Raw genomic sequence first — 23341 nt, 5'->3', positions numbered from 1 at the left:
TTCAGATGTATAATTGTCATGTGTCTCATGTTATTTTAAGTTTAAAATGATTTGGGGCACATGAGGCACAGCAATTTAGCTGCCCTGAACAAAAGTTTGACGCGCGGACCGCTTGACGGTTGCACGCGGGAGGGGGAAGCTAGCGCCATGACAGACAAGTTGCATAAAATTATTGCGCCTTTTGTGGGCGAAACAGGTGGGCTGATTTCGGCGATGCACGCAGTGCAGGCTGAAATGGGCTACTTGCCTGAAGATGTGGTGCCCGTGGCGGCAGAGCTTTTCAACATCACCAAAGCAGAAGTGAAAGGCGTGATCAGCTTTTATGCTGATTTCCGCGACCAGCGGGCGGGCGCCAACCATGTGCGCGTGTGCGTGGCGGAGAGTTGCCAGTCGATGGGGTCGCGTGAATTGGTTGCCGCGCTGGAAGAACGCTTTGCCCTGAAGCTGGGCGAGACGGATTTGGCGCGAGAACTGACGATTGAGCCGGTTTATTGCTTGGGGCTTTGCTCGGTGTCGCCCGCGGCAGAGGTGAATGGCAAATTGGTGGGCAAAGCTGACGCAGATAAAATCGCCAAGCGGGTGGAGGCATAGCATGATCAAGATTTATGTGCCTTTAGATAGCGCGGCTGTTGCCCTTGGCGCCGACGAGGTGGCCGAGGCGATTTTGGCCGAAGCGCAAAAGCGCGATGCCTCAGTGCAAATGGTGCGCAATGGCTCGCGCGGGATGCACTGGTTGGAGCCGCTGGTTGAAGTTGAGCAGGGCGGCAAGCGGATTGGCTTTGCCAATGTAGATGAGAGCGATGTATCTTCTCTGTTTGAGGCGGACTTTTTGACCAAAGCGGATCATCAAAGCTGCATTGGCGAGGTCGATGCACATTCATTTCTGGCGAAGCAAGAGCGACTAACCTTTGCGCGTTGCGGCATCATTGATCCGTTGGATTTGGATGCCTATGCGGCGCAAGGTGGCTTGGCTGGGTTGAAGCGGGCAATCGAATTGAGCCGCGAGGAAATTGTCGGCGAAGTGATGCTATCCGGCCTACGTGGGCGCGGCGGCGCAGGCTTTCCGGCGGGCATCAAATGGAAGACCGTGAGCGAAGCTGAAGCCGACCAGAAATATATCGTCTGCAATGCCGACGAAGGCGATAGCGGCACTTTTGCTGACCGGATGATTATGGAAGGCGACCCGTTTTGCCTGATCGAAGGGATGGCGATCGCTGGGTTGGGCGTGGGTGCCACCAAAGGCTATATCTATCTGCGCTCGGAATATCCGGTGGCACTTAAAGTATTGAATCAAGCCATCGAAATTGCCCGTGAAAACAATCTGTTGGGCGAGAATGTTCTGGGGTCGAATCATGCGTTTGACCTCGAAGTCTTTGTTGGTGCGGGTGCTTATATTTGCGGGGAAGAGACCTCGCTGCTCGAGAGTTTGGAAGGCAAGCGTGGACAGGTGCGGGCCAAGCCACCGCTGCCAGCATTGGAAGGCTTGTTCGGCAAGCCGACCCTTGTGCACAATGTGATTTCCCTCTGCAGCGTGCCAATTATTTTGGCGAAGGGCGGTCAGTTCTATGCTGATTATGGCATGGGCAAATCTAAAGGCACTTTGGCGTTTCAACTGGCGGGCAATATTGCCCATGGTGGTTTGGTGGAGAAAGCCTTTGGCCTTTCCCTCCGCACATTGATCGAAGATTTTGGCGGCGGCACCCGCAGCGGGCGCCCGTTCCGCGCTGTGCAGATCGGTGGGCCGTTGGGCGCATATTTGCCGGAAGATCTGTTGGACCTGCCAATGGATTATGAGACGCTGGCCGAACATGGGGCCGGTGTTGGCCATGGTGGACTGGTGGTTTTTGATGACCAGGTCAATCTGCGCGAGCAGGCACATTACGCCTTTGAATTTTGCGCTGAGGAAAGCTGTGGCAAGTGCACGCCATGTCGGGTGGGCGCGGTGCGTGGCACCGAAGTTATGGAGCGCATTGCCAAAGGCGAGGATTGGGCGCAAAATATGGTGCTGCTCGATGACCTTTGCGAACTGATGGTGGATGGCTCTTTGTGCGCCATGGGAGGGATGACCCCGATCCCCGTGATGAGCGCGAAAAAGCATTTCCCAGACGATTTTGAGCCGGACCATGCTGTCCGTGCAGCAGAATAGGAGGATCAAATGGCGATCCTGAAAGAGAAAGATTTCGGCACCCCAGCTTCTAAATCCGACAAGCACGTGTTGGTGACCATTGACGGGTTTGAGGTGAGTGTGCCTGAAGGCACCAGCGTGATGCGCGCGGCGGCGACGGTGGGGTTGGATATTCCCAAACTCTGCGCCACAGACAGCATGAATTCGTTTGGCTCGTGTCGCCTATGTTTGGTGGAGATTGAGGGGCGCAAAGGCACCCCAGCCAGTTGCACCACGCCTGTGGCTGAAGGCATGAGCATTTCCACCCAAACGCCGCGCTTGGAAAAGCTGCGTCGCGGGGTGATGGAGCTTTATATCTCTGACCATCCGTTGGACTGCTTGACCTGCGCCGCCAATGGCGATTGCGAATTGCAGGATATGGCGGGCGAGGTTGGACTGCGCGATGTGCGCTATGGCTATGAGGGCGCAAATCATTTTGATGCGCCGAAGGATGAGAGCAATCCTTATTTCACTTTTGACCCAAGCAAATGCATTGTGTGTTCGCGCTGCGTGCGGGCGTGTGACGAGGTGCAGGGCACTTTGGCATTGACCATTTCCGGACGGGCGTTCGACAGCAAGGTGGCGTTGGGCACGGAAGATTTCTTTTCCTCTGAATGTGTGTCTTGCGGCGCTTGTGTGCAGGCTTGTCCGACAGCAACGTTGGAAGAAAAGGCTGTGATCGACCATGGGGTGCCGAACCGCACTGTGTTGACCACCTGCGCCTATTGCGGTGTGGGCTGTTCGTTCAAGGCGGAGATGCGCGGCGATCAGGTGATCCGCATGGTGCCTTACAAAGATGGCAAGGCCAATCATGGCCATTCCTGCGTGAAGGGGCGTTTTGCCTGGGGCTATGCCACCCATAAGGATCGCATCACGCAACCTATGATTCGCGACAAGATCACTGATCCGTGGCGCGAAGTGAGCTGGGATGAGGCGATTAAATTTGCAGCCGATGGCTTGAAGAAGGCGCAAGAGAAATACGGGCGAAAGTCCATTGGCGGTATCACGTCATCGCGCTGCACTGCGGAAGAAGTGTGGGTGGTGCAAAAAATGATCCGCACCGCCTTTGGCAACAATAATGTGGATACATGCGCGCGCGTTTGTCATTCGCCCACCGGCTATGGCCTGAAGCAGACCTTTGGTACGTCTGCCGGGACGCAGGATTTTGACTCGGTGAAAGAGGCCGATGTGATCATGGTGATCGGGGCCAACCCGACCGATGCCCATCCGGTTTTTGCCTCGCAAATGAAGCGTCGGTTGCGCCAAGGCGCAAAGCTGATTGTGATTGATCCGCGCAAGATTGATTTGGTCCGGTCTGCTCATATTGAAGCGGACTATCATTTGCCGTTGAAGCCAGGCACCAATGTTGCCGTGGTGAATGCAATCGCGCATGTGGTGGCCACTGAGGGCTTGATGGATCAAAGCTTTGTGGATGAGCGCTGCGATTTGCAGAGCTACAAGGAATGGTTTGACTTCATCACGGATGAGATCAACTCGCCAGAAAGCGTTGCGGCGGAGTGCGGCGTTGACGCGGAAGCTATTCGTGCTGCGGCTCGGCTTTATGCCACGGGCGGCAAGGCGGCCATCTATTATGGCTTGGGCGTCACCGAACACAGCCAAGGCTCGACCATGGTGATGGGCATGGCGAATTTGGCGATGGCCACTGGCAATATTGGCGTGCGCGGCGTGGGCGTGAACCCGCTGCGCGGCCAGAACAATGTGCAGGGCTCTTGCGATATGGGCTCGTTCCCGCATGAATTTTCCGGCTATCGCGGCGTGGACAATGAAGAGGTGCGCGGCAGCTTTGAGCAGGCATGGCAGCGTGAGCTGGATGGTGTGCCTGGCTATCGCATTCCCAATATGTTCGATGAAGCTATCGCGGGCCATTATAAAGGCATGTATGTGCAGGGCGAGGACATCGCCCAGTCTGATCCAAATACCCAGCATGTGGAGGAAGCGTTGCGCTCGCTGGATATGCTGATCGTGCAGGATTTGTTTTTGAATGAGACAGCGCGTTTCGCGCATGTGTTTTTGCCGGGTACCAGCTTTTTGGAAAAGGACGGGACGTTCATCAATGCCGAGCGGCGGATCAACCGGGTGCGCCCCGTGATGAAATCGGCCACCGGATTGGAAGAATGGGAAGTGACGCAGCGGCTGGCCAATGAAATGGGCTATGCGGAAATGAACTATGCCAGTGCCAGTGAAATCATGGACGAGATCGCAGCGTTGACGCCGACGTTCGCCGGAGTGAGCTTTGAACGGCTGGACCGCGACGGCTCGTTGCAATGGCCGGTGAATGATGATGCGCCGGATGGTACATCGATCATGCATGTGGATGGCTTTGTGCGCGGCAAAGGGGCCTTTGTGGTCACCGAATATGTGCCGACGACGGAGAAAACCAACCGCAAATTCCCACTGATCCTCACCACAGGGCGAATTTTGAGCCAGTATAATGTGGGCGCGCAAACGCGCCGCACCTCCAATATTGATTGGTGGGGCGAGGATGTGTTGGAAATCCACCCTAGCGATGCGGAAGCGCGCGGCATTCGTGATGGCCATTGGGTGTCTTTGCGGTCGCGTAAGGGCGAAACCAGCTTGCGGGCGGTTGTGTCGGAGCGGATGGCACCGGGTGTGGTTTATACCACGTTCCACCATCCGGAGACGGGTGCGAATGTGATCACCACGGAGAATTCCGACTGGGCGACCAATTGCCCGGAATATAAGGTGACCGCGGTTGAGGTGAACCCGGCCAACCATAAGTCCGATTGGCAGGAGCAATATGAGTTGGAAACGCCAAGCTTGCGCCAATTGATGGATGCGCCGAAAGAGCCTGCGGAATAGTGGCGGACAAAGAGCAAGAGGTGGCGCGGGCCGTCGATATCGACATTGATGGCACGCGTGATCAATGGCAATTGGCGAATGAATGCCCGCTGGCCTTGGTCTATCGCCAGCGCAATTATGCGGTGATGCTGGCCAGCCCACAGGATTTAACCGACTTTGCCTATGGGTTTTCCGTCAGCGAACGGGTTGTGTCAGATGCGTCCGAGATCAAATCGGTGCGGGCCGAGCCAAACGTGCTGGGCATTGATTTGCATATGGAGATCGATCAGGCGCGGCTGGAGCGGTTGGACTTAACCCAACGGCGACGGCATCTGGTTGGTGCATCTGGGTGCGGGCTTTGCGGGCTGGACAATGCGGATCAGTTTTTGGCGAAATTGCCCAAAGTGGGTGCAGTGACGCCCGCTAAGGAGGTGATGGAGAAGGCAATGGCTGCTTTTTCGTCGCATCAGGAGCTTAATCAGCAAACCCATTCCGTGCATGGGGCAGCTTGGGTGTCGCTGGAATGCGACATCGTTGCTGTCCGTGAGGATGTGGGGCGTCACAATGCAGTGGATAAGCTCTTGGGCGCGCGGGCACGCGCGGCGTTGGTCGGTGAGGCGTTTCCTGACGGGTTTTTGATGGTTTCCAGTCGCTGTTCTTTTGAAATTGTTGAGAAGGCGGCGCGGCATGGTGTGGGGGCTTTACTGTCCATTTCGGCGCCGACGGCGTTGGCGCTAGATAAGGCGGAAGAGGCCGGATTGCAGCTTTATGCGCGGGCACCGAATGGGATTGCGCGGTTTTAGGCTTTGTTTGACTTGCGACTCTGCGTCCTGTCATTCCCGCGTGGGGGGGAATCTAGGTGGGGCTATCTGCGGAAAAATGGCCAGCTATATACGTCTTGAATAATTGCTGCTTGGATCCTCGGGTCAAGCCCGAGGATGACGTAAGCGAGTGTACTGGGCTTTGCTCTAACTATGGTTCCAATCATCCGGGTCGGCGGAATTGTTGGGTGACAGGCCGATAATGTCGCCATCGGTGGAGCAGCCTAGGCCGAGGACTGTGCGGTTGGCATAGCCGAAATAGGCAGTGACCTGATTGATTTCTAATATTTCGCCATCATCATATCCAGCGTCGCGCAAAGCGGCGACGTCGGCTTCTACCATTTCGCCGGGTTGATTATTGAGCTTCTGCGCGTAGGCGAGTGCGGCGAGTTCCTGATGGGACAGCGGGGCACTTGAGATGTCGTGACGCTCGATGGCGGCTTTAATCGCGTCCGCTCGTTCGTCGTCTTTTAGATTGCGCTTGAGGCCAACAAAGTGATGTTCAAAGCAATAGTTGCACTTGTTCAGATAGCTGACATAGGTGCCGATACACTCCAAAAACCATTTGGGAATGGTGTTGTTGGCATGGTGCAGCACATATTTGTAGATCGCCATATGGCCTTCCATGGAATGGGGGCGCAGCGAATGCATCATCATGATGTTGTCGACATTATTGTTAGGCCCAGTGACCCTTTGATAGAGCTGCTTTAGCCGTCCCGTTGCTTCCTCAAATGGAATCGTTTTGATCCACGCCATTTTTCTCCCCCCCTTGGCATTGTGCTTGCTAGACTATATTGTCTGACAATATAGCGCATAAATTCCGCATTTATACTGAAAAATTCTTTTGAAAATGCAGGAATTGCAATGCAATTTGGTTGCAAAGAGAACCCTTTCTTTTTAGCGTGAAAGGGTGGGAGCCAAAAATTGGGGGATGTGTGTCAGAATCCAGCGTTGAATCTGTTGTGGACATGATTACGGATGCCGTACGTACTGGGCGCTTGGCGCCGGGCATGCGGTTGGTCGAAGCCGAGTTTACCCAAAATCTTGGGGTGAGCCGATCGACAGTGCGCGAAGGATTTCAACGCCTCATTGCAGCTGGCCTTTTGATTTCAGAACGGCACCGTGGCGTGAGTGTGCGCCAATTTACCCGCAAGCAGGTGCATGATCTTTATGTGTTGCGGGCAACGTTGGAAGCGTTGGGGGTGGCCTTGGCTACGCCGCATGTGCATACCTCGCCAACAGAAGTGCTTGATCTGCAGCGTCGCATGGATGCGGCGGAGACTGATCGCGACCTCACTTTGTTTTCACAACTCAACACGGAGTTTCACCATTATCTGGCGGATTTGGCTGATAATGAATATTTGAAAAGCGTGATTTTGCAGTTTGAAACGTCCATCTATTGGCTGCAATTTCGTGTGTTGGTGGATCAGCAATCTGTGTTCCGCACCAATCAAGACCATCGTGACATTGTTAAATATATGGTGTCTGGCCAAGCTCAGGAAGCAGGGGCCGCGATGCAACAGCACATTCTGAACGCGGGCGAAATGGTGCAGGCGCTGCCCAGTAGTCACTTTAAGCGCGAGTTGGCGACACAAAACTAGGCGGTGCAGGGTGTATCGCTTGACAATTTGGCTCGTTCTTTTATATTGTCTGACAATAATGATAGACAATACAAAATTCTGTGGGAGGGAATATGGTCGATCAGCAGTTTGGGCAAGATTTTGAACCCATTGATTTGCCGGATTATAAGGAACTGCCAGAGGCAGAAATGTGCGCGGCGGCGCAGGCCTTTTATGAGGACATAAAAAAGCGGCATACGGTGCGTGAGTTTTCGGATCGTCCAGTGCCACGCGATATTATCGAAACTTGTTTGAAGGCCGCGGGCACCGCCCCAAATGGCGCGAACCATCAGCCATGGCATTTTGCTGTGATTGGCGATGCAGAGATGAAGCGGCGCATTCGCGAAGAAGCAGAGATTGAAGAAAAGACCTTTTACGAAGGGCGGGCCGGGGAGGAATGGCTGAAAGCGCTGAAACCTATTGGCACTGACGCCTCCAAACCCTTCTTGGAAAAAGCACCTTGGTTGATCGCTATTTTTGGCGAACGCCGCAGCATTGGCGCGGATGGCAATAAATATAAGAATTATTATGTGCCTGAATCTGTGTCGATTGCCACGGGCTTTTTGCTGGTGGCGCTGCATAAGGCGGGGCTAGCGACGCTGACGCATACGCCAAACCCTATGAGCTTTCTCAATGAGATTTGTGAGCGGCCAAAAGCGGACAAGCCTTATATTTTGCTTGTGGTGGGGTATCCGGATGAAGATGCAAAAATTCCGCGTCATGCGACCGAGAAAAAGCCATTGGAAGAGATCGCGACCTTTTTTGAATAAAGGTTTGGCTTGATCAGCCATTAAGCGAAGAAAGGTCAGCTCTGGACGGCTGACCTTTTTTGTATGTTAGAGGTCTGAAAAATTCTCGACCATAAAGTCGATAAAGACTCGAGTTTTGAGCGGCAGCCGACGTCGGTGCGGATAAAGCACGTAAAGCGGTGTCGTGTCGTTGGCTTCATTTTCAAGCATCGGCACCAAGCTGCCAAGCTCCAAAGCGGGCGTCAGAATAAAGGTTGGCAGATAGCAATAGCCCACGCCTTGTTCAGCTAAGGTGACGATGGTGTCGCCATTGTTGGTGCTGGTGCGGATGCTATCTGGCGCCACGCGGAAGTTTTGCCATGCCGGCGCATTTTGCCGAAGCGAATAAGTGATCGACGGCCAGTTTTTTAGGTCTGACACATCTTTGGGCTTGCCGCCCATCCGCTCAATCAGCTCCGGCGAGGCGGCCAATTGGTGATGGGTCTCGGCAAATTTGCGGACAATCAGGGAGTCAGACCCGGTGGCACCAATGCGGATGGCCAAGTCCATGCCTTCTTCGATAATGTCCACATAGCGGTCTGACATGTGCAAATCGACCTGCACTTTTTTGTGCCGCTCCAAAAATTTAGGCAGCAGTGGGGCGACATATTGCGACCCGAAGGTTACGGGCACGGCGATGCGCAAGCGGCCCTGTGGCTCGAGACTTTTTTCGGCGAAGCGGCTTTCAATCTCAGCATTTTGCTCAAGAATATTGCGGCAATGTTCCAAATATTCATTGCCTGCTTCGGTGAGTGACACGCGGCGCGTGGTGCGGTTGAGGAGGCGCACGTCCAGCCGTTCTTCCAAAAGGCTTAGGGTGCGTGATACGATGGCTTTAGAACAGCCCAGCTTTTCTGAGGCAGCGGTAATCCCGTGATTTTCAGCAACGGCGACAAAAGTCTGCATAGCGTTGAGCATATCCATTATATTACCCTTTCAAACAAATTGCCTCAGTATGGCTAAATTAAGCTAAAAAAGTTGAACAGTGTCAATTGACCTATTGGTCTAATTTACAGGGTCGTAAAATTGACCTTGTGTCCAATTAGCCAAATTTAGCGGCTTTGTTCAGAATTACGAAACAATGCCTTTGCTGGATCAATCAAATAAAAAGCCGCACAGAATAATCCGCGCGGCTTTGAAACTTCTCAATGTGCAAATTCTTAGTTCAAGAATGTGTCAGCGCTCACATAGTCATAGCCAAGATCGCGGGCCACTGGGGCACAGGTCACTTTGCCATCACATACATTGAGGCCGTTTTTCAGGTGCGCATCATCTTTCAACGCTTGCTTCCAACCTTTGTTGGCGATCTGCACAGCGTGGTGCAATGTGGCATTGTTCAACGCGTAAGTTGATGTGCGGGCAACAGCGCCTGGCATGTTGGCCACGCAATAATGCACTACATCGTCAATGATGTAGGTTGGGTCTGCGTGGGTGGTTGCTTTTGATGTTTCAAAGCAGCCGCCTTGGTCAATCGCCACGTCAACCAACACAGCGCCGGGCTGCATGGTTTTCAGCATTTCGCGGTTCACCAATTTAGGCGCAGCAGCACCGGGCACCAAAACAGCGCCGATCACCAAATCAGCTTCTTTCACCAAATCTTCAAGCGCTGCCTTTGTGGAGTAAACCACTTTGGCGCTGGCTTCGAAATGGTTGGACAAGCGTTCAAGTTGCGCTGGGTTGCGGTCCAAAATTGTCACGTCTGCGTGCATGCCAACGGCCATTTGTGCTGCGTTGAAACCAACAACGCCGCCGCCAACAACAACCACTTTAGCAGGTGCAACGCCGGGCACGCCGCCCATCAAAACGCCGCGGCCGCCGTGGGCCTTCTCCAATGCGGCAGCGCCAGCTTGGATCGACATACGACCAGCAACTTGGCTCATAGGCTTAAGCAAGGGCAAGCCACCAGCATTGTCTGTTACGGTTTCATAAGCGATGCACACTGCGCCGCTTTCAACCAAATCTTTGGTTTGCTCTGGATCGGGTGCCAGGTGCAAATATGTGTAGAGAATTTGGCCCGGCTTGAGCATAGCGCGCTCATTGGCTTGGGGCTCTTTGACTTTGACGATCATGTCGGCAATATCGAACACTTCTTTGGCCGTGTTCAGGATTTTCGCGCCTGCTTGTTCGTAAACATCATTGGCTGCGCCAATGCCAGCGCCCGCGTTGGTCTCGACATAGAGTTCATGGCCATTTGCGATCAATTCTGCCACGCTCTCTGGTGTCAAACCAACGCGATATTCATGGTTTTTGATTTCTTTGGGTACACCGATTTTCATTGAAGACTCCCTCCGCATTCGAAAATTCGCTGAAAGTATAATTCAGATGCTGCCGGAAAAAATTGCAATTTTGTGTCTGAACTATTAGCTTAGTTAAAAATTTTACGAATTAATCGGGAGGTATTCGTATTTTTTCCCTTGATCAGTTGGATAAGCGAATTATTCGGTCGTTGCAGGCAGATTGTCGGATATCGATGCAGGAATTGGGTGACCTTGTGGGGCTTTCAACCTCTGCGTGTCATCGTCGGGTGAAGCTTCTGGAGGAGCGGGGGCTGATCTCTGGTTATCATGCCCATCTTGATCCCGATATTTTGGGATTTGGCATGTTGTTCTATGTGGAGGTGAGCCTGACCAATCAAAGTGAAGCCACATTGGTTGAATTTGAAGAGGCCGTGCGTTCCGCGCCAGAGATTTTGGAAGCGTCGCTGGTGGCTGGCGCGTCAGACTATTTGTTGCGGCTTGTGTGTGAAGATGCGGAGCATTTTGAGCGGTTGCACCGCACGCGCTTGTCACGCTTGCCACATGTGGCCAAAATTCAATCTAACCTTGCAATCCGCGTGGTGAAGCCGCTGACTGGTTTGCCTGTATAGCGGCTTTCCGGGCAGAACACGCGAAAATCCTGCTTCTGTGGTTGCGTCTTTGGCCCCAATCTCTTAAACGCATGGGCAAGACATTTATTATTTGAGGTTCGCAATATGGCGCGTCAATTTATCTATCACATGCATGGCATGTCCAAAACTTATGCCGGTGGCAAGAAGGTGTTGGACAACATTCATCTGAGCTTTTATCCCGACGCCAAAATTGGTGTTTTGGGGCCAAACGGGGCGGGTAAATCTACCCTTCTTAAAATCATGGCTGGTATCGACACTGAGTTTCAGGGCGAAGCTTGGGTGGCTGAGGGGGCCAAAGTCGGCTATTTGCCACAGGAGCCGCAGCTTGATCCAAACTTGGATGTGCGCGGCAATGTGATGCTTGGCGTGAAAGAGAAGCAGGACATTATCGAGCGTTATAACGAATTGATGATGAACTATTCTGACGAGACCGCCGAAGAGGGCGCTCGCCTGCAAGATCAAATAGATGCGGAAAATCTTTGGGATCTTGATTCAAAAGTTGAAATGGCGATGGAAGCGCTGCGCTGCCCGCCGGGTGACGCCAATGTTGAGAACTTGTCTGGTGGTGAAAAGCGTCGTGTGGCGCTTTGCCAATTGCTGCTTTCTGCGCCTGACTTGTTGCTGCTCGACGAACCGACCAACCATTTGGATGCGGAAACCACGGCATGGCTTGAAAAGCATTTGCGTGAGTTTCCGGGTGCTGTGTTGATCATCACCCACGACCGTTATTTCCTGGACAATGTAACGGGCTGGATTTTGGAACTCGACCGTGGTCGTGGCATTCCTTATGAGGGCAATTATTCTGCTTACCTTGGCCAAAAAGCGAAGCGCTTTAAGCAAGAGGCTGCAGAAGATGCAGCGCGTCAACGCGTGTTGCAAAGCGAGCAAGAGTGGATTGCCGCGTCTCCTAAGGCGCGTCAGGCCAAGTCGAAAGCGCGTATTAAAGCTTATGATGAGTTGGTGAAGGCCAACGAAGCGCGGACTCAGTCCAACAAAGCGCAAATCATTGTGCCACCTGGCCCACGTTTGGGTGACTTGGTGATTAATGTTGAAGGCTTGAAAAAGGGCTTTGAAGATCGCTTGTTGATTGATGATTTGAGCTTCAACCTGCCGGCTGGTGGTATTGTGGGCGTGATCGGGCCGAACGGCGCGGGTAAATCGACATTGTTTAAAATGTTGACAGGGCAAGAGCAGCCGGATGAAGGCAGCGTGACCATTGGTGACACTGTTAAACTGGGTTATGTGGATCAGAGCCGCGATGCTTTGGATGCCAACAAGACCGTTTGGGAAGAGATTTCAGAAGGCAACGACATCATCACACTCGGCAAGCGTGAGATGAACAGCCGGGCTTACACCTCAGCCTTTAACTTCCGCGGTGGTGACCAGCAGCAGAAGGTTGGCAATTTGTCAGGCGGTCAACGCAACCGCGTGCACTTGGCCAAAATGCTGAAATCTGGTGCGAACGTGTTGCTGCTCGACGAACCGACCAACGATTTGGACACAGAAACTTTGGCCGCGCTTGAAGAAGCGTTGGAGGAGTTTGCAGGTTGCGCCGTGATCATCTCTCACGACCGGATGTTCCTTGACCGGTTGGCTACACACATGCTCGCATTTGAAGGCGACAGCCATGTGGAATGGTTTGAGGGCAACTTTGCTGATTATGAAGCAGACAAAATCCGCCGTTTGGGTCCAGACGCTGTGAACCCAAAACGCGTGACTTATAAGCCGCTTACCCGATAAACCGGATAAGTGGAGTCAATGAAGACGCCCCGCATGTGCGGGGCGTTTTTGTTTGGGCTGCCCTTAAAACACGACCATATTTTTGAAATAGTCGGGCAGGTCAGCCGTTGGGATGTTGGTCAAATCTTTCGGCACATCATCTTCCAGTTTTTCCTGCAAATGCTTGTTGAAGTGCTGTCGCATTTCACCAAGGCTTTGCGGCGGCGCTGCGATGATCAAGCGGTCGAACTTTTTTTCTTGAGCGGCCTTATTGAGATGTTCAGCCACTTCTTTTGAAAAGCGCTGATGTTCCACGTCGTCTGGATCAGTTTGCTGCTCCATGGCGCTGCGCCCATCGCCTGCGGAAGAAAATGTCCGCCCGCGATCATTGGCGACAATGTCGCTGGTTTTCAGCGCTTCACGTTGTTTGCCGTGATCTGAAAGCGCCGTCAGCCCCTTGTTCGGGCCGGTGTTTTCGAAGATTTTCGCTTCGGTGCCGTTGGCAACCAATAACCAAGTGATTGTCGGTTTCATCCTTTTGCCCTTTCCTTTTAGCGTTAAGGTGCGCAAGGTAGAACGCATGATACACCTTTTGTGTTTCATCTTAAAATCGCAAATTTGGATGCAGATAGGGGCCTTCAGATGGCAGAGTTCAAGATCGAATTGAATGGCACGCAAATCGTTGGTGTTGAGCAAGGCCATGGCGCGCCAGTTGTGTTTTTACATGCCGGGGTGGCGGATCACCGCATGTGGCTGCCGCAGATTGAAGCGATGGATTTGGGTATCCACGCCATCGCCTATGATCAGCGCGGATATGGCCAGAGTATATCTGAGGATGTGCCTTGCTCGGACATTGATGATCTGCTGGCGGTGCTTGATCATTTTCGCATTGAACGCGCGGTGCTGGTGGGATGCTCGATGGGGGGCGGACTTGCCTCTGCTTTTGCGCTTACGCATCCAGACCGGGTGGCGGGCCTAGTGCTTGTTGCTTCTGCTTTTACGGGGATGCCGATGATTGGGCTTGATGCGCAGGAAAATGAAATTGACGCGCATTATCAAAAGTTGGAAGCGGGCGATGATCTTGATGCGCTCAACCAGTTTGAAGCGCGCGTTTGGCTGGATGGTGCACGCGCAGAAGAAGGGCGGGTGCAGGGTGCGTTGCGTGATTTGTTTTTAGATATGAATAGTTTGCGGCTGAAACATCCACCCTTGAATCAAAAAGTGGCGCGGCCAGAGACATATTCTCGGTTGCATGAAATCAAGATGCCCTTCCTGTTGATCGCGGGCACTTGCGATTCAGCCTATCATGAAAAGCTCAATGCTATGATTGCGCAAGAGGTGCCGCTGGCAGAGGCGAAATTGATTGAGCAAACGGGCCATCTGCCAAATCTGGAAGAGCCTGAACAGTTCAATGATTTGCTGAGTGCGTATCTCGCCACGCTTTGATGAATCCATCGCTTTATGTGATCGACCTCATTTATCAGTTTGATTGGTCAAACCAGTCAAAAAGGTGTAATCGGTGCCTTCATCAAGATGAAAGGCCCGATAATGAGCACTGATGATTCCGTTCGCCAAACCCAACTCGGCGCACTTGCTGCCTTATCGGCATACACGTCATGGGGCGTGTTTCCGCTGTTTTTCCGACTATTGGGAGATGTGAGCCCTTATATTGTGGTGGCGCATCGGGTGTTGTGGTCTGCCCTGATGGTGGCCATTTTCTTGCTGGTGGTGAAGCGGCTTGATGAGATCAAAACCGTATTTAAATCACGCAAAACAATGGTGTGGCTGGCAGCATCTACTGTTGCCATTTCCATCAACTGGGCCATTTTTGTTGGCGCCACAGGTACGGAGAATGTGCTTTCCGTTAGCTTTGGCTATTTCATCACGCCATTGGCAAATGTGGCGATTGGCATGGTGCTGTTGGGTGAGCGCCAGAATAAGTTTCAAACCGTCGCAATTGCCATTGCTGCCGTTGCCGTGGGTGTGCAGGCCATTGGCCTTGGCGGTGTGCCGTGGATTTCCTTGGCTTTGGCTGCCAGTTTTGCCTTTTATGGCTATTTCCGCAAAACCGTTGATGTGGGCGCAGCGCCGGGCTTGTTGATTGAAACGCTAATGATCATGCCTTTCGCCATCATTTTGCTGGCCTATATGGGCCCTGCTTATCCAATGGCGACTGCGGATGCTGGTCTTTTCATCTGGTTCTTGCTGTTTATGAGCGGGCCTTTGACCGCTGGGCCATTGATCTTGTTTTCCTTTGGTGCGAAACGCCTGCGGATGACCACGATTGGTATTTTCCAATATATCGCGCCATCCATGCATTTTGTGTTTGCGGTTTGGCTGTTGGGCGAGCCGCTAAATGAAGCGCGCCTCTTTAGTTTTGTGCTTATTTGGATATCCTTGGCGGTCTTCACCTATGATTCATTCACCCGACAGCGTGAGGCTGCGCGGGCACGCAAAAAGGTCCCTGCATGACACAGATCCCCGCCCAAAAATTCACCGCAGAACTTGCAGATTTGTTTTTGGCGGCGGGGGATGATTTCATCTCAAAGTCAGTGCCTGAGTTGGAGCTGACTTATGAGGGGATTGTCGGCGATCACCATGCGGGACTGACGCGTAAATCTGGCGGGCGTGAGCCTTGGTATAAGCGCGGCACTGATATGCGCAATGAGCGACAGGTGTCGCTTTTGTCCGTTGAAGAAGTCGCGATTATTGCTGAACGGCTGGATGTCGATCATTTTGATGCAGGGCGGATTGGCGCGAACATGTTGATCAGCGGTTTGCCACAATTCTCACAAATTCCATCGCGGACGCAGTTCTTTTTCCCATCCGGCGCAGTGTTGCGGATTGATGGCTATAATGCGCCGTGCAAAATTGCCGGGGCCGCGTTACAGGCTGATTATGATGGTCGTGACGATATTGAGCTTGGCTTTGTGAAAGCCGCGGCAGAGTTGCGTGGCCTTGTGGCTTGGGTCGAGCGCCCGGGCCTTGTGCGCAAGGGCGATGAGATTAAGGTGCGGGTGTGGCCGCAGCAACTTTATCAACCCGCGAAGGCATAGTCAGGCACGGTCCGGCCAGTGCTGCCGCGAGGGTTGCGATTTGACGCAATTGCTGTTTTTGCGCCGAGGTGCGTCGCCACACCATGGAGATGGTGCGATGGGCGCCGGGTGACTTTAGCTCGTGCAGGGCAATAGCATCGCTGCGGATTTCGCGGGCGAGGCACATGGCTGGCAGCAAGGTGACGCCAAACCCTTTGGCCACCAACTCAACGATGGTTGCGAGCGAGGTCGCTGCAAAGCTTTGGTCTTTATTGCGAGGATTTGGATCCAGGCTGCACGCTTCAATCGCCTGATCGCGGAAGCAATGACCTTCTGACAGCAGCAACAACTCCTCATTTTGCATCAAGTTGAGATCGACCGGATCTTGTAGGTTTTTGTGGCGCGCGGCGGCCAAAACAAATGGGTCGTCGAACAGCGGTTGCGCTTCGAACCGTTCTAGCGGCGGTTTGGTGCCGATAATGCCGAAATCCAGCTCACCATCGGCCAGTTGCGCCAACAGCATTTCGGTTTGCATTTCACCCAGATTGAAGAGCTGTGTTGGGAAGTTCTCTGCCAATGTTGTCAGCAGGTGTGGCAGGAAATATGGCGCAATGGTGGGGATGAGGGCACCCCGGATCGGTGCGCTGAGACCAAAGCGGGCTTCGTGCGCTGCTTCTTCCAATGCATCCACCTGCGCCACAATGCGGCCCGCCTCAAGCAAAAACACTTCGCCAAAGCGGGTAGGGATCACCCGTTTGCCCAGCCGTTCAAATATTTTTTTGCCGCATTGCGTTTCCAATGTCTGAATTTGCTGAGACAATGCAGGCTGGGTCACATGACACTTTTCGGCTGCGCTGCCGAAATGGCCATATTTTTGCACCGCCAGTGCGTAGCGCATTTGTTTAAGGGTCATTCCGCTCATAAGAAAAACTTATCATAATTGAAAATTTAATCAATTTGAATTCTAGCCATTGCGCAATTAGCTTTAATTTAGTGAACGAAAGGGAGCGATATGAGCAAGAAAACATTGACCACTACGGCGGGTGCGCCGATTTCGGATAACCAAAACTCATTGAGCGCTGGTCCTCGCGGCCCGCTGCTGTTGCAAGATTATCAATTGATTGAAAAGCTGGCTCACCAGAACCGCGAGCGTATCCCAGAGCGGGTTGTGCACGCGAAAGGGTGGGGTGCTTTTGGTACACTAAAAATCACCGGCGACATTTCAAAATACACCTCTGCCAAAGTGTTGCAGCCTGGAACAGAAACACAAATGCTGGCGCGCTTTTCGACAGTGGCTGGCGAGTTGGGTGCAGCGGATGCTGAACGTGACGTACGTGGCTTTGCGCTGAAATTCTATACGGAAGAAGGCAACTGGGATTTGGTGGGCAACAACACGCCTGTGTTCTTTGTGCGTGACCCCTATAAATTCCCTGACTTTATTCACACGCAAAAGCGTCACCCGAAAACCAATTTGCGGTCGCCTAAAGCGATGTGGGATTTTTGGTCACTTTCACCTGAAAGCTTGCACCAGGTCACCATTTTGATGTCTGATCGTGGGTTGCCGACTGCACCTATGTACATGAATGGCTATGGGTCGCACACTTATTCTTTGTGGAATGAGAAGGGTGAACGCGTTTGGGTGAAGTTCCACTTCAAAACCGAGCAAGGCCATGCGCACTTCACCAATGAAGAGGCGAAACAGGTTGTTGGCGAAAGCCGTGAAACCTATCAAGAGGCATTGTTTGGCACCATTGAAGCTGGCCATTATCCACGCTGGAAAGTTCAAGTGCAGATCATGACCGAAGATCAAGCGGCGAGCTTTGAGCATAATCCGTTTGACTTGACGAAGGTGTGGCCACATGCGGACTTCCCACCAATTGATATTGGCGTGATGGAGCTGAACCGCAACGCGGAAAACTATTTTGCTGAGATTGAGCAAGCTGCTTTCTCACCATCAAATGTGGTGCCGGGTATTGGCTTCTCACCAGACAAAATGCTGCAAGCACGTATCTTCTCTTATGCAGATGCGCACCGCTATCGCTTGGGTACGCATTATGAAGCATTGCCAGTGAACCAGCCGAAAAATGGTGTTCATCACTACCATAAAGATGGGCAGATGAACTTTATGGGCCAGAAAACCGGGCATGTGGATGCTTATTATGAGCCGAACTCAATTGATGAGTCTGCGAAAGAAGCGCCGGAATATAAAGAGCCAGCTTTGCCACTGAGTGGTGATGCCGATCGGCACAATCACCGCGATGGCAATGATGATTTTTCACAGCCACGTGCACTGTTTGAATTGTTTGATGAAGGGCAAAAGCAACGCCTATTTTCAAACATTGCTGATGCAATGGGCGGGGTGCCGCAAGAGATCATTGATCGCCAATTGGCGCTTTTTGATCAGGTCCATCCTGATTATGGCAATGGGGTTCGTAACGCTTTGAAAGGCTAATAAACCTCGTTTTACACAACTCATAATTGAGTTTTTGAAGCGTCGCCTCAACCGTAGGTGGCGCTTTTTTGGTTAATCAGACCTTACGTCAAAGCATAAAATTTGCCGCAAACTTTATGTGAAACGCCAGCATTTACTTTAACTAGCCTCATGTAGATTGCGTTGAATGGCGCAAAAGCGCTGAAGGAGGTAGCAATGGAACTTGATCATTCCAAGGGGACTGCATTTTCGAATTTTCGGGCGCTCACCAGCGAGCCGAATAAGGCCGAGTGCGAGCAATTGATCCGGAATATGGCTAAGCTGTTTAGCCATGTGGTGGACCGTTGCGATGATGAGCAGATCGCGCAATATGACGAAGTGCTGTGCCAATTAGCGGAAATGGTTGAATCTGAAGCCCGCGCCGAGGTGGCCCAAATTTTGGCTCCACTGTCACGTGCGCCGGGAACAGTTGTGATCAAACTCGCCCATGACGAGGTTGAAGTGGCCACGCCATTGCTTGAGTTTTCAAGCGTGCTTTCGGACGATGATTTGATTGAGATTATTGAATCGCAATCAGAGGGGCATCGATCTGCGATTGCGGGGCGTGTTGCTGTTGCTGACCGTGTGAGCAGCTCGATCTGCGATCATGCAGAAAAAGAAACCATCGTTAAATTGATGGAAAACCACAATGCTGAGATTGGGCCTGAAACAGGTCCGGTGTTGATCCGTCGTGCGGAAAAAGATGAGTCTATTGCCGGGCAGTTGGCTTACCGCAAAGATGTGGATTGGCGTTCAATTTACGCCACGCTGGATGATGCCAGCAAGCGTGTGTTCACCAACTTGGCGCGCACCCATATGCGTGTTGATCGTGCCAATGTGGATGATGCGAAAAATGTGGTGGTGAATAAAATTAAAGAGCGCGTGGGCTTTAACGCAACAGAGTGGACCGTTGCCTGGGGCCAAGTGAAAGCGCTTAGCGATCGGCGCAAGCTTGATATGAAGGCCTTGGAGCGCTTTTGTCGCTTCTCCTATGGCCACCATACTGCCGCTGCCATCGCCTTTATGCTGCGTATTCAGCCTGAAGTAATGGTGAAATGGTTTGCCGCACAGGATATTGGCGCCTTCACCGTTGCCGCACGGGCATTGGATATGACGCCAGAAAGCTTCGCCAAGGCCATCGCCGTTGTGCCATGGCGTGACAAGCTGGGTACCGATGATTTGCAACTCGCCTCAGCACGCTATGAAACACTTTCGTTTCATGATGCGCGTGAGATTTTTGAGATGTGGCGGGCACACAGCTTTCGCCGCCCACAGCAAAATAGGCGAGTTGCCTAAAGCTGCGGCGTAAAGCTGATTGCAGTTAGTTGATCAGGTTTTGAGCCCAATCAATAACTTTTTGGATGGTGGGTTTTTGTAGAGAGCAAATCCGCCATTGCCGATCAATTCGGCGTTCGATTACACCTGCAGATTCCAAAACACGCAAGTGACGTGAGATGGCTGGTGCCGTAATGCTGTGGGGCGAAGAGATCGCGCCTACAGGCAATTCACCTTTTTCTGCCAATTGTTCCACAATTGACAATCTTACCGGATCCGCAAGGGCACTAAGAATCACGCACATTTTATCGCGATCATTTGACGAGTTATTTGCCGTACTGTGACGTTCGTTTGTCATCTTTTTAACGACTCTTATTTAATTGTTGTTTTAATTGAAGGCTTTGCTTCATTTAGGCGGCAATAAAATTACCTTCACCGCTTTAACCTATTTCATTGCCAAATTCTGTATTTAGGATATAAAGAAACCTTTATATCATGTGAGGTGGCTGTGGCGAATCTGCGCGAAATGGTGGAAATCTTGAGGTCTGCGGGCGAGTTTACGCGGCTGAGGCTTCTTGCCCTTTTGTCAGAGGGTGAACTTTCTGTAAAAGATTTAACTGAGATTTTAGACCAAAGCCAGCCGCGCGTGTCTCGACATCTGCGATTATTGACCGAATCGGGCCTCATTACGCGACATGCAGAAGGCGCGTGGGCCTTTTTCAGGCTTTCGGATGAATTGGGCTCTGCTGCTTTGGTGCAGCACATTTTGGGCCGTCTTGATCCATCAGATGAAATGTTGGTGGCAGACCGGGAGCGTTTGGCCGCTGTGCGGCGTGATCACCAGGCCAGAGCGGCAACCTTTTTCGCCAAAGTGGCGAAGGATTGGGACCGTTTGCGCACTTTGCACGCGCCGGATGAGGCGGTTGAGGCAAGCATTGCGCAATTGCTCGCTGGTCAGCATTTTGAAACCTTCTTGGATTTGGGCACGGGCACCGGGCGTATGCTTGAATTGTTGGCCGATCAATTCAGCAAAGGGATTGGGCTTGATGCCAGCCGCGAGATGATTTCGGTTGCCCGCACCAAGTTTGAAAAATCTGGTCAGAAGAATGTGCAGGTGCGTTTGGCCGATATTGGCGATTTGTCAGAATATCGCGACAGTGCGGATTTTGTGATGCTGCATCAAGTGCTGCACCATTTTGATGATCCGGGCATTGCGCTGCACAATGCGCGCATGGCGCTGAAGCCCGGCGGGGCGATCATGGTGGTCGACTTTATGCCCCATAAATTGGAGTTTTTGCGGGAAGAGCAGGCGCATCGTCGCCTGGGCCTTTCCCATGTTCAAATGCAGGCCTGGGCGCGCAGCGCGCGATTGGATGTGATGCAGGCGCGGGAGATCCCGCATCCTGGCCCAGACGACGGACTAACAGTGTGCATTTGGCACCTAACAGACACACATAAGAATTGATTTGATTATGAGCGATACACCTATTTTCTCTACTCCAGACCGTTTGTCTCGCCAATCCGATAAGGATTTGGCGAAACTTGATCTTTCCTTTGAATTTTTCCCGCCAAAAACCGACAAGATGGAAGCGCGGTTTTGGGAAACACTTGAGCGCCTGGCGCCCTTGTCGCCGCGCTTTGTTTCCGTGACCTATGGTGCAGGCGGCACCACGCGGGACCGCACGACCAAAATGGTCTCGCGCATTGAGAAAGAAAGCGGCGTGAAGGCTGCAGCGCATTTGACTTGCGTGGGCGCAAGTAAAGAAGAAGTGAATGATGTGGTGCGCGGTTATAAAGATGCGGGCGTATCGCGCATTGTAGCTTTGCGTGGTGATCCGCCAGAAGGGGTGGGGCAACCGTTTCAGCCGCATCCTGAGGGCTATCGCAATGCTGCTGATTTGGTGGCAGGCATTCGCACCATTGGCAATTTTGATATTTCAGTGGCCTGCTATCCAGAAAAGCATCCGCAAAGCCCGGACTGGTATGCCGAATTTGAAAATTTGAAGCGCAAAATTGATGCGGGTGCCAGCCGCGCCATCACCCAGATGTTCTTTGATAATGAGCTTTATCTGCGCTTTGTGGATCGGGCGCGCAATGCAGGTATTGAAGCGCCGATTGTGGCGGGCATTCAGCCCATTCATAATTTCACGCAGATTGCCAATTTTGCAGGTCGCTGCGGTGCCACCATCCCCAATTGGATTGCCGAGCGGTTTGCGGGTTTGGAGGATGATCCAGAGACCCATGCGCTGGTTGCCGCGGCAGTTGCGGCAGAGCAAGTGACAGAATTGGTGGACCGTGGGGTCACTGAATTTCACTTTTATACCATGAATAGGTCGCCTTTGGTCTATGCTTTGGCGCGTCTATTGGGGCGGCGGCCGGAAATTTCAAGAGGCTAATTCTCGTTTTAATGTCTGGAATCGGACATAATGTCGCCTATATCTGGCAACCAGTTGGCTGCGGGAGGGTAAAATGTCTGTTTGGACAGTGATAGCGCAAAAAATTGGTTCCTTTTCAGAACGCACGGGGTTGGCGGGTTCGCTTGCCTCGTTGCTGGACCCTGAGACGTGGCTGTTGGGCGGCAAGGAAGCTGCTTTTACTCTTTCCTTAGTGGCACTCTCTGCCAAAATGGCGGCCGCCGATGGCGTGGTGACCGCTGATGAAATCCGCGCTTTTCGAGAAAATGTAGAAATCCCTGCGGGTGCTGAAAAGCAGGTGGCACGTGTGTTTGACCTTGCCCAGCAAGATGTGGCGGGATTTGAAACCTATGCGCGGCGTGTGGCGCGGCTGTTTCAGGATAGTCCTGAAACGCTGGAGCACGTGCTAGACGGATTGTTCCACATTGCTGAGGCGGATGGGCTGATCCATGAGGATGAGCTGGCTTATCTGGAAACAGTGGGCGTCATATTCGGCTTTACCGAGGACGAGTTTGATCGCTTGAGCGCTCGGCACATGGTGGCCGGGGATAGTGACCCATATTTTGTGCTCGGCGTAGATCGCGATATTGACGATGATGAGTTGCGCAAAGCTTACCGCAAATTGGTGTCGGAACATCATCCGGATCGGCTTTTGGCCAAGGGTGTGCCTGCTGAATTGGTGCAGCTTACGTCTAAAAAAATGGCGGCTATCAACCATGCCTATGATCAGATTTTGGAAAGTCGGCAGGCCAATTCCGCCTAGGGGGCGTTTCTTTCGGCATTGTGCTTGACCGTTGGACATTGCGTGCCTATTGAAGGCGGGTCAGTTGGTCGGGCAGTCGCTCCTTTTAGGAGAGGAAAGTCCGGACTCCATGGAGACACGGTGCCGGATAACGTCCGGCGAGGGCGACCTTAGGGAAAGTGCCACAGAAAGCAAACCGCCGCGTTTAGCGCGGTAAGGGTGAAAGGGTGCGGTAAGAGCGCACCGCGGAGCTGGCAACAGGTTCGGCATGGTAAACCCCACCGGGAGCAAAACCAAATAGGGATGGCATAGTACAAGCTTGCTTGTGCGGATCGGTTTCCAGATCAGTCATCCGGGTTGGTTGCATAAGCCCTCTGGCAACAGATGGCTCAGATGAATGGCTGCCACGCAGATTTTTCTGCCTTACAGAATCCGGCTTATAGACCAACTGACAATTACTCTCCAAAAAACGAAATATGCGCGAATTTGAAACCTAATCTTAAGGCTCGGTTAGCTATATTTTGCGGATAAAGTCGAAAGCGCCTTGGGTGGTGCTGCGCCGCGTATTTGGTTCAACAGGAGTATCA

At 52.4% G+C, this 23341-nt stretch carries 22 protein-coding genes and 1 other RNA gene; 17 read left to right on the top strand and 6 right to left on the bottom strand.

Going from position 1 to position 23341, the window contains the following annotated elements; translation table 11 throughout:
- The first annotated feature begins 147 nt into the window (after nucleotides 1-147).
- Genes ATL17_RS04130 through fdhD form a run of 4 tightly spaced genes read left to right on the top strand, consistent with a single transcriptional unit; the run spans nucleotide 148 to nucleotide 5787 of the window.
- Entirely contained in the window at nucleotides 148-591 is a 444-nt protein-coding gene (locus ATL17_RS04130) for an NADH-quinone oxidoreductase subunit NuoE family protein (protein WP_166638887.1), read from the top strand.
- 1 nt (nucleotide 592) lies between these two features.
- Nucleotides 593-2146 (top strand): formate dehydrogenase beta subunit, encoded by a 1554-nt coding sequence (locus ATL17_RS04125; protein ID WP_133571494.1) that lies wholly within the window; start codon nucleotides 593-595, stop codon nucleotides 2144-2146.
- A 9-nt stretch (nucleotides 2147-2155) separates the two neighbouring features.
- Nucleotides 2156-5005, top strand: a complete 2850-nt coding sequence (gene fdhF / locus ATL17_RS04120) for a formate dehydrogenase subunit alpha (protein WP_133571493.1) — start codon at nucleotides 2156-2158, stop codon at nucleotides 5003-5005.
- On the top strand, nucleotides 5005-5787 hold the full coding sequence (gene fdhD / locus ATL17_RS04115) for a formate dehydrogenase accessory sulfurtransferase FdhD (protein ID WP_166638886.1): 783 nt from the start codon (nucleotides 5005-5007) through the stop codon (nucleotides 5785-5787). Before fdhF ends, fdhD begins: the two co-directional genes overlap by 1 nt.
- 165 nt (nucleotides 5788-5952) lie before the next feature.
- Here the strand turns inward: fdhD and ATL17_RS04110 are convergent, their stop codons facing one another.
- Entirely contained in the window at nucleotides 5953-6561 is a 609-nt protein-coding gene (locus ATL17_RS04110) for a carboxymuconolactone decarboxylase family protein (protein WP_133571491.1), read from the bottom strand.
- A gap of 179 nt (nucleotides 6562-6740) precedes the next feature.
- Here ATL17_RS04110 and ATL17_RS04105 point away from each other — a divergent pair, with 179 nt between their 5' ends.
- A complete protein-coding gene (locus ATL17_RS04105; protein WP_133571490.1) occupies nucleotides 6741-7406 on the top strand; it encodes a GntR family transcriptional regulator in 666 nt (221 codons plus the stop codon).
- A gap of 92 nt (nucleotides 7407-7498) precedes the next feature.
- The gene (locus ATL17_RS04100; RefSeq protein WP_133571489.1) at nucleotides 7499-8194 is read left to right on the top strand and encodes a nitroreductase family protein; all 696 of its coding nucleotides are present in this window, start codon (nucleotides 7499-7501) and stop codon (nucleotides 8192-8194) included.
- Nucleotides 8195-8260: 66 nt separating this feature from the next.
- On the opposite strand, the gene ATL17_RS04095 is transcribed toward ATL17_RS04100, so the two are convergent.
- Both ATL17_RS04095 and ald read right to left on the bottom strand, forming a co-directional pair.
- Nucleotides 8261-9136, bottom strand: coding sequence for a LysR family transcriptional regulator (locus tag ATL17_RS04095; RefSeq protein ID WP_133571488.1), 876 nt, complete (start codon nucleotides 9134-9136; stop codon nucleotides 8261-8263).
- Nucleotides 9137-9372: 236 nt separating this feature from the next.
- A complete protein-coding gene (gene ald, locus ATL17_RS04090) occupies nucleotides 9373-10488 on the bottom strand; it encodes an alanine dehydrogenase (protein WP_133571487.1) in 1116 nt (371 codons plus the stop codon).
- A gap of 146 nt (nucleotides 10489-10634) precedes the next feature.
- Here ald and ATL17_RS04085 point away from each other — a divergent pair, with 146 nt between their 5' ends.
- The gene (locus ATL17_RS04085; RefSeq protein WP_281275856.1) at nucleotides 10635-11078 is read left to right on the top strand and encodes an Lrp/AsnC family transcriptional regulator; all 444 of its coding nucleotides are present in this window, start codon (nucleotides 10635-10637) and stop codon (nucleotides 11076-11078) included.
- Nucleotides 11079-11183: 105 nt separating this feature from the next.
- The gene (ettA, locus tag ATL17_RS04080; protein WP_133571485.1) at nucleotides 11184-12839 is read left to right on the top strand and encodes an energy-dependent translational throttle protein EttA; all 1656 of its coding nucleotides are present in this window, start codon (nucleotides 11184-11186) and stop codon (nucleotides 12837-12839) included.
- A 63-nt stretch (nucleotides 12840-12902) separates the two neighbouring features.
- Here ettA and ATL17_RS04075 read toward each other — a convergent pair whose 3' ends face one another.
- A complete protein-coding gene (locus ATL17_RS04075) occupies nucleotides 12903-13352 on the bottom strand; it encodes a host attachment protein (protein ID WP_166638885.1) in 450 nt (149 codons plus the stop codon).
- A 108-nt stretch (nucleotides 13353-13460) separates the two neighbouring features.
- On the opposite strand from ATL17_RS04075, the gene ATL17_RS04070 reads away from it, so the two are divergent.
- The 3 genes from ATL17_RS04070 to ATL17_RS04060 all read left to right on the top strand — a co-directional run bounded on the left by ATL17_RS04070 (nucleotide 13461) and on the right by ATL17_RS04060 (nucleotide 15874).
- Nucleotides 13461-14264: an alpha/beta fold hydrolase gene (locus ATL17_RS04070; protein WP_133571483.1), complete on the top strand. Its 804-nt coding sequence runs from the start codon at nucleotides 13461-13463 to the stop codon at nucleotides 14262-14264.
- 102 nt (nucleotides 14265-14366) lie between these two features.
- Complete coding sequence (gene rarD / locus ATL17_RS04065; RefSeq protein WP_166638884.1) at nucleotides 14367-15290, top strand: EamA family transporter RarD; 924 nt, start codon at nucleotides 14367-14369, stop codon at nucleotides 15288-15290.
- On the top strand, nucleotides 15287-15874 hold the full coding sequence (locus ATL17_RS04060) for an MOSC domain-containing protein (RefSeq protein ID WP_133571481.1): 588 nt from the start codon (nucleotides 15287-15289) through the stop codon (nucleotides 15872-15874). Before rarD ends, ATL17_RS04060 begins: the two co-directional genes overlap by 4 nt.
- On the opposite strand, the gene ATL17_RS04055 is transcribed toward ATL17_RS04060, so the two are convergent.
- Nucleotides 15825-16766: a hydrogen peroxide-inducible genes activator gene (locus ATL17_RS04055; protein ID WP_166638883.1), complete on the bottom strand. Its 942-nt coding sequence runs from the start codon at nucleotides 16764-16766 to the stop codon at nucleotides 15825-15827. The genes ATL17_RS04060 and ATL17_RS04055 overlap by 50 nt on opposite strands.
- Before the next feature lie 99 nt (nucleotides 16767-16865).
- Here ATL17_RS04055 and ATL17_RS04050 point away from each other — a divergent pair, with 99 nt between their 5' ends.
- Together ATL17_RS04050 and ATL17_RS04045 are read left to right on the top strand one after the other, a co-directional pair.
- Nucleotides 16866-18305, top strand: coding sequence for a catalase (locus tag ATL17_RS04050; RefSeq protein ID WP_133571479.1), 1440 nt, complete (start codon nucleotides 16866-16868; stop codon nucleotides 18303-18305).
- A 195-nt stretch (nucleotides 18306-18500) separates the two neighbouring features.
- Nucleotides 18501-19619, top strand: a complete 1119-nt coding sequence (locus ATL17_RS04045; RefSeq protein ID WP_133571478.1) for a DUF2336 domain-containing protein — start codon at nucleotides 18501-18503, stop codon at nucleotides 19617-19619.
- 25 nt (nucleotides 19620-19644) lie between these two features.
- Here the strand turns inward: ATL17_RS04045 and ATL17_RS04040 are convergent, their stop codons facing one another.
- Nucleotides 19645-19956 carry an ArsR/SmtB family transcription factor gene (locus tag ATL17_RS04040; protein WP_208111109.1) on the bottom strand — a complete coding sequence of 104 codons (312 nt, stop codon included), beginning with the start codon at nucleotides 19954-19956 and terminating at the stop codon, nucleotides 19645-19647.
- Between the two features lie 150 nt (nucleotides 19957-20106).
- On the opposite strand from ATL17_RS04040, the gene ATL17_RS04035 reads away from it, so the two are divergent.
- From ATL17_RS04035 to rnpB, 4 genes are all read left to right on the top strand, one after another.
- Nucleotides 20107-21063 (top strand): ArsR/SmtB family transcription factor, encoded by a 957-nt coding sequence (locus ATL17_RS04035; protein WP_133571477.1) that lies wholly within the window; start codon nucleotides 20107-20109, stop codon nucleotides 21061-21063.
- A gap of 7 nt (nucleotides 21064-21070) precedes the next feature.
- A complete protein-coding gene (metF, locus tag ATL17_RS04030; protein WP_133571476.1) occupies nucleotides 21071-21994 on the top strand; it encodes a methylenetetrahydrofolate reductase [NAD(P)H] in 924 nt (307 codons plus the stop codon).
- A 73-nt stretch (nucleotides 21995-22067) separates the two neighbouring features.
- A complete protein-coding gene (locus tag ATL17_RS04025) occupies nucleotides 22068-22775 on the top strand; it encodes a J domain-containing protein (RefSeq protein ID WP_133571475.1) in 708 nt (235 codons plus the stop codon).
- Nucleotides 22776-22835: 60 nt separating this feature from the next.
- Nucleotides 22836-23210, top strand: an RNA gene (rnpB, locus tag ATL17_RS04020) — RNase P RNA component class A.
- The last annotated feature ends 131 nt before the right edge of the window (nucleotides 23211-23341 follow it).

The sequence above is a fragment of the Maritalea mobilis genome (genome assembly GCF_004363175.1).
Lineage (GTDB): Bacteria > Pseudomonadota > Alphaproteobacteria > Rhizobiales > Devosiaceae > Maritalea > Maritalea mobilis.
Note: the sequence above shows the minus strand (reverse complement) of the source record. Positions and strands in the feature narration are given on the sequence as shown.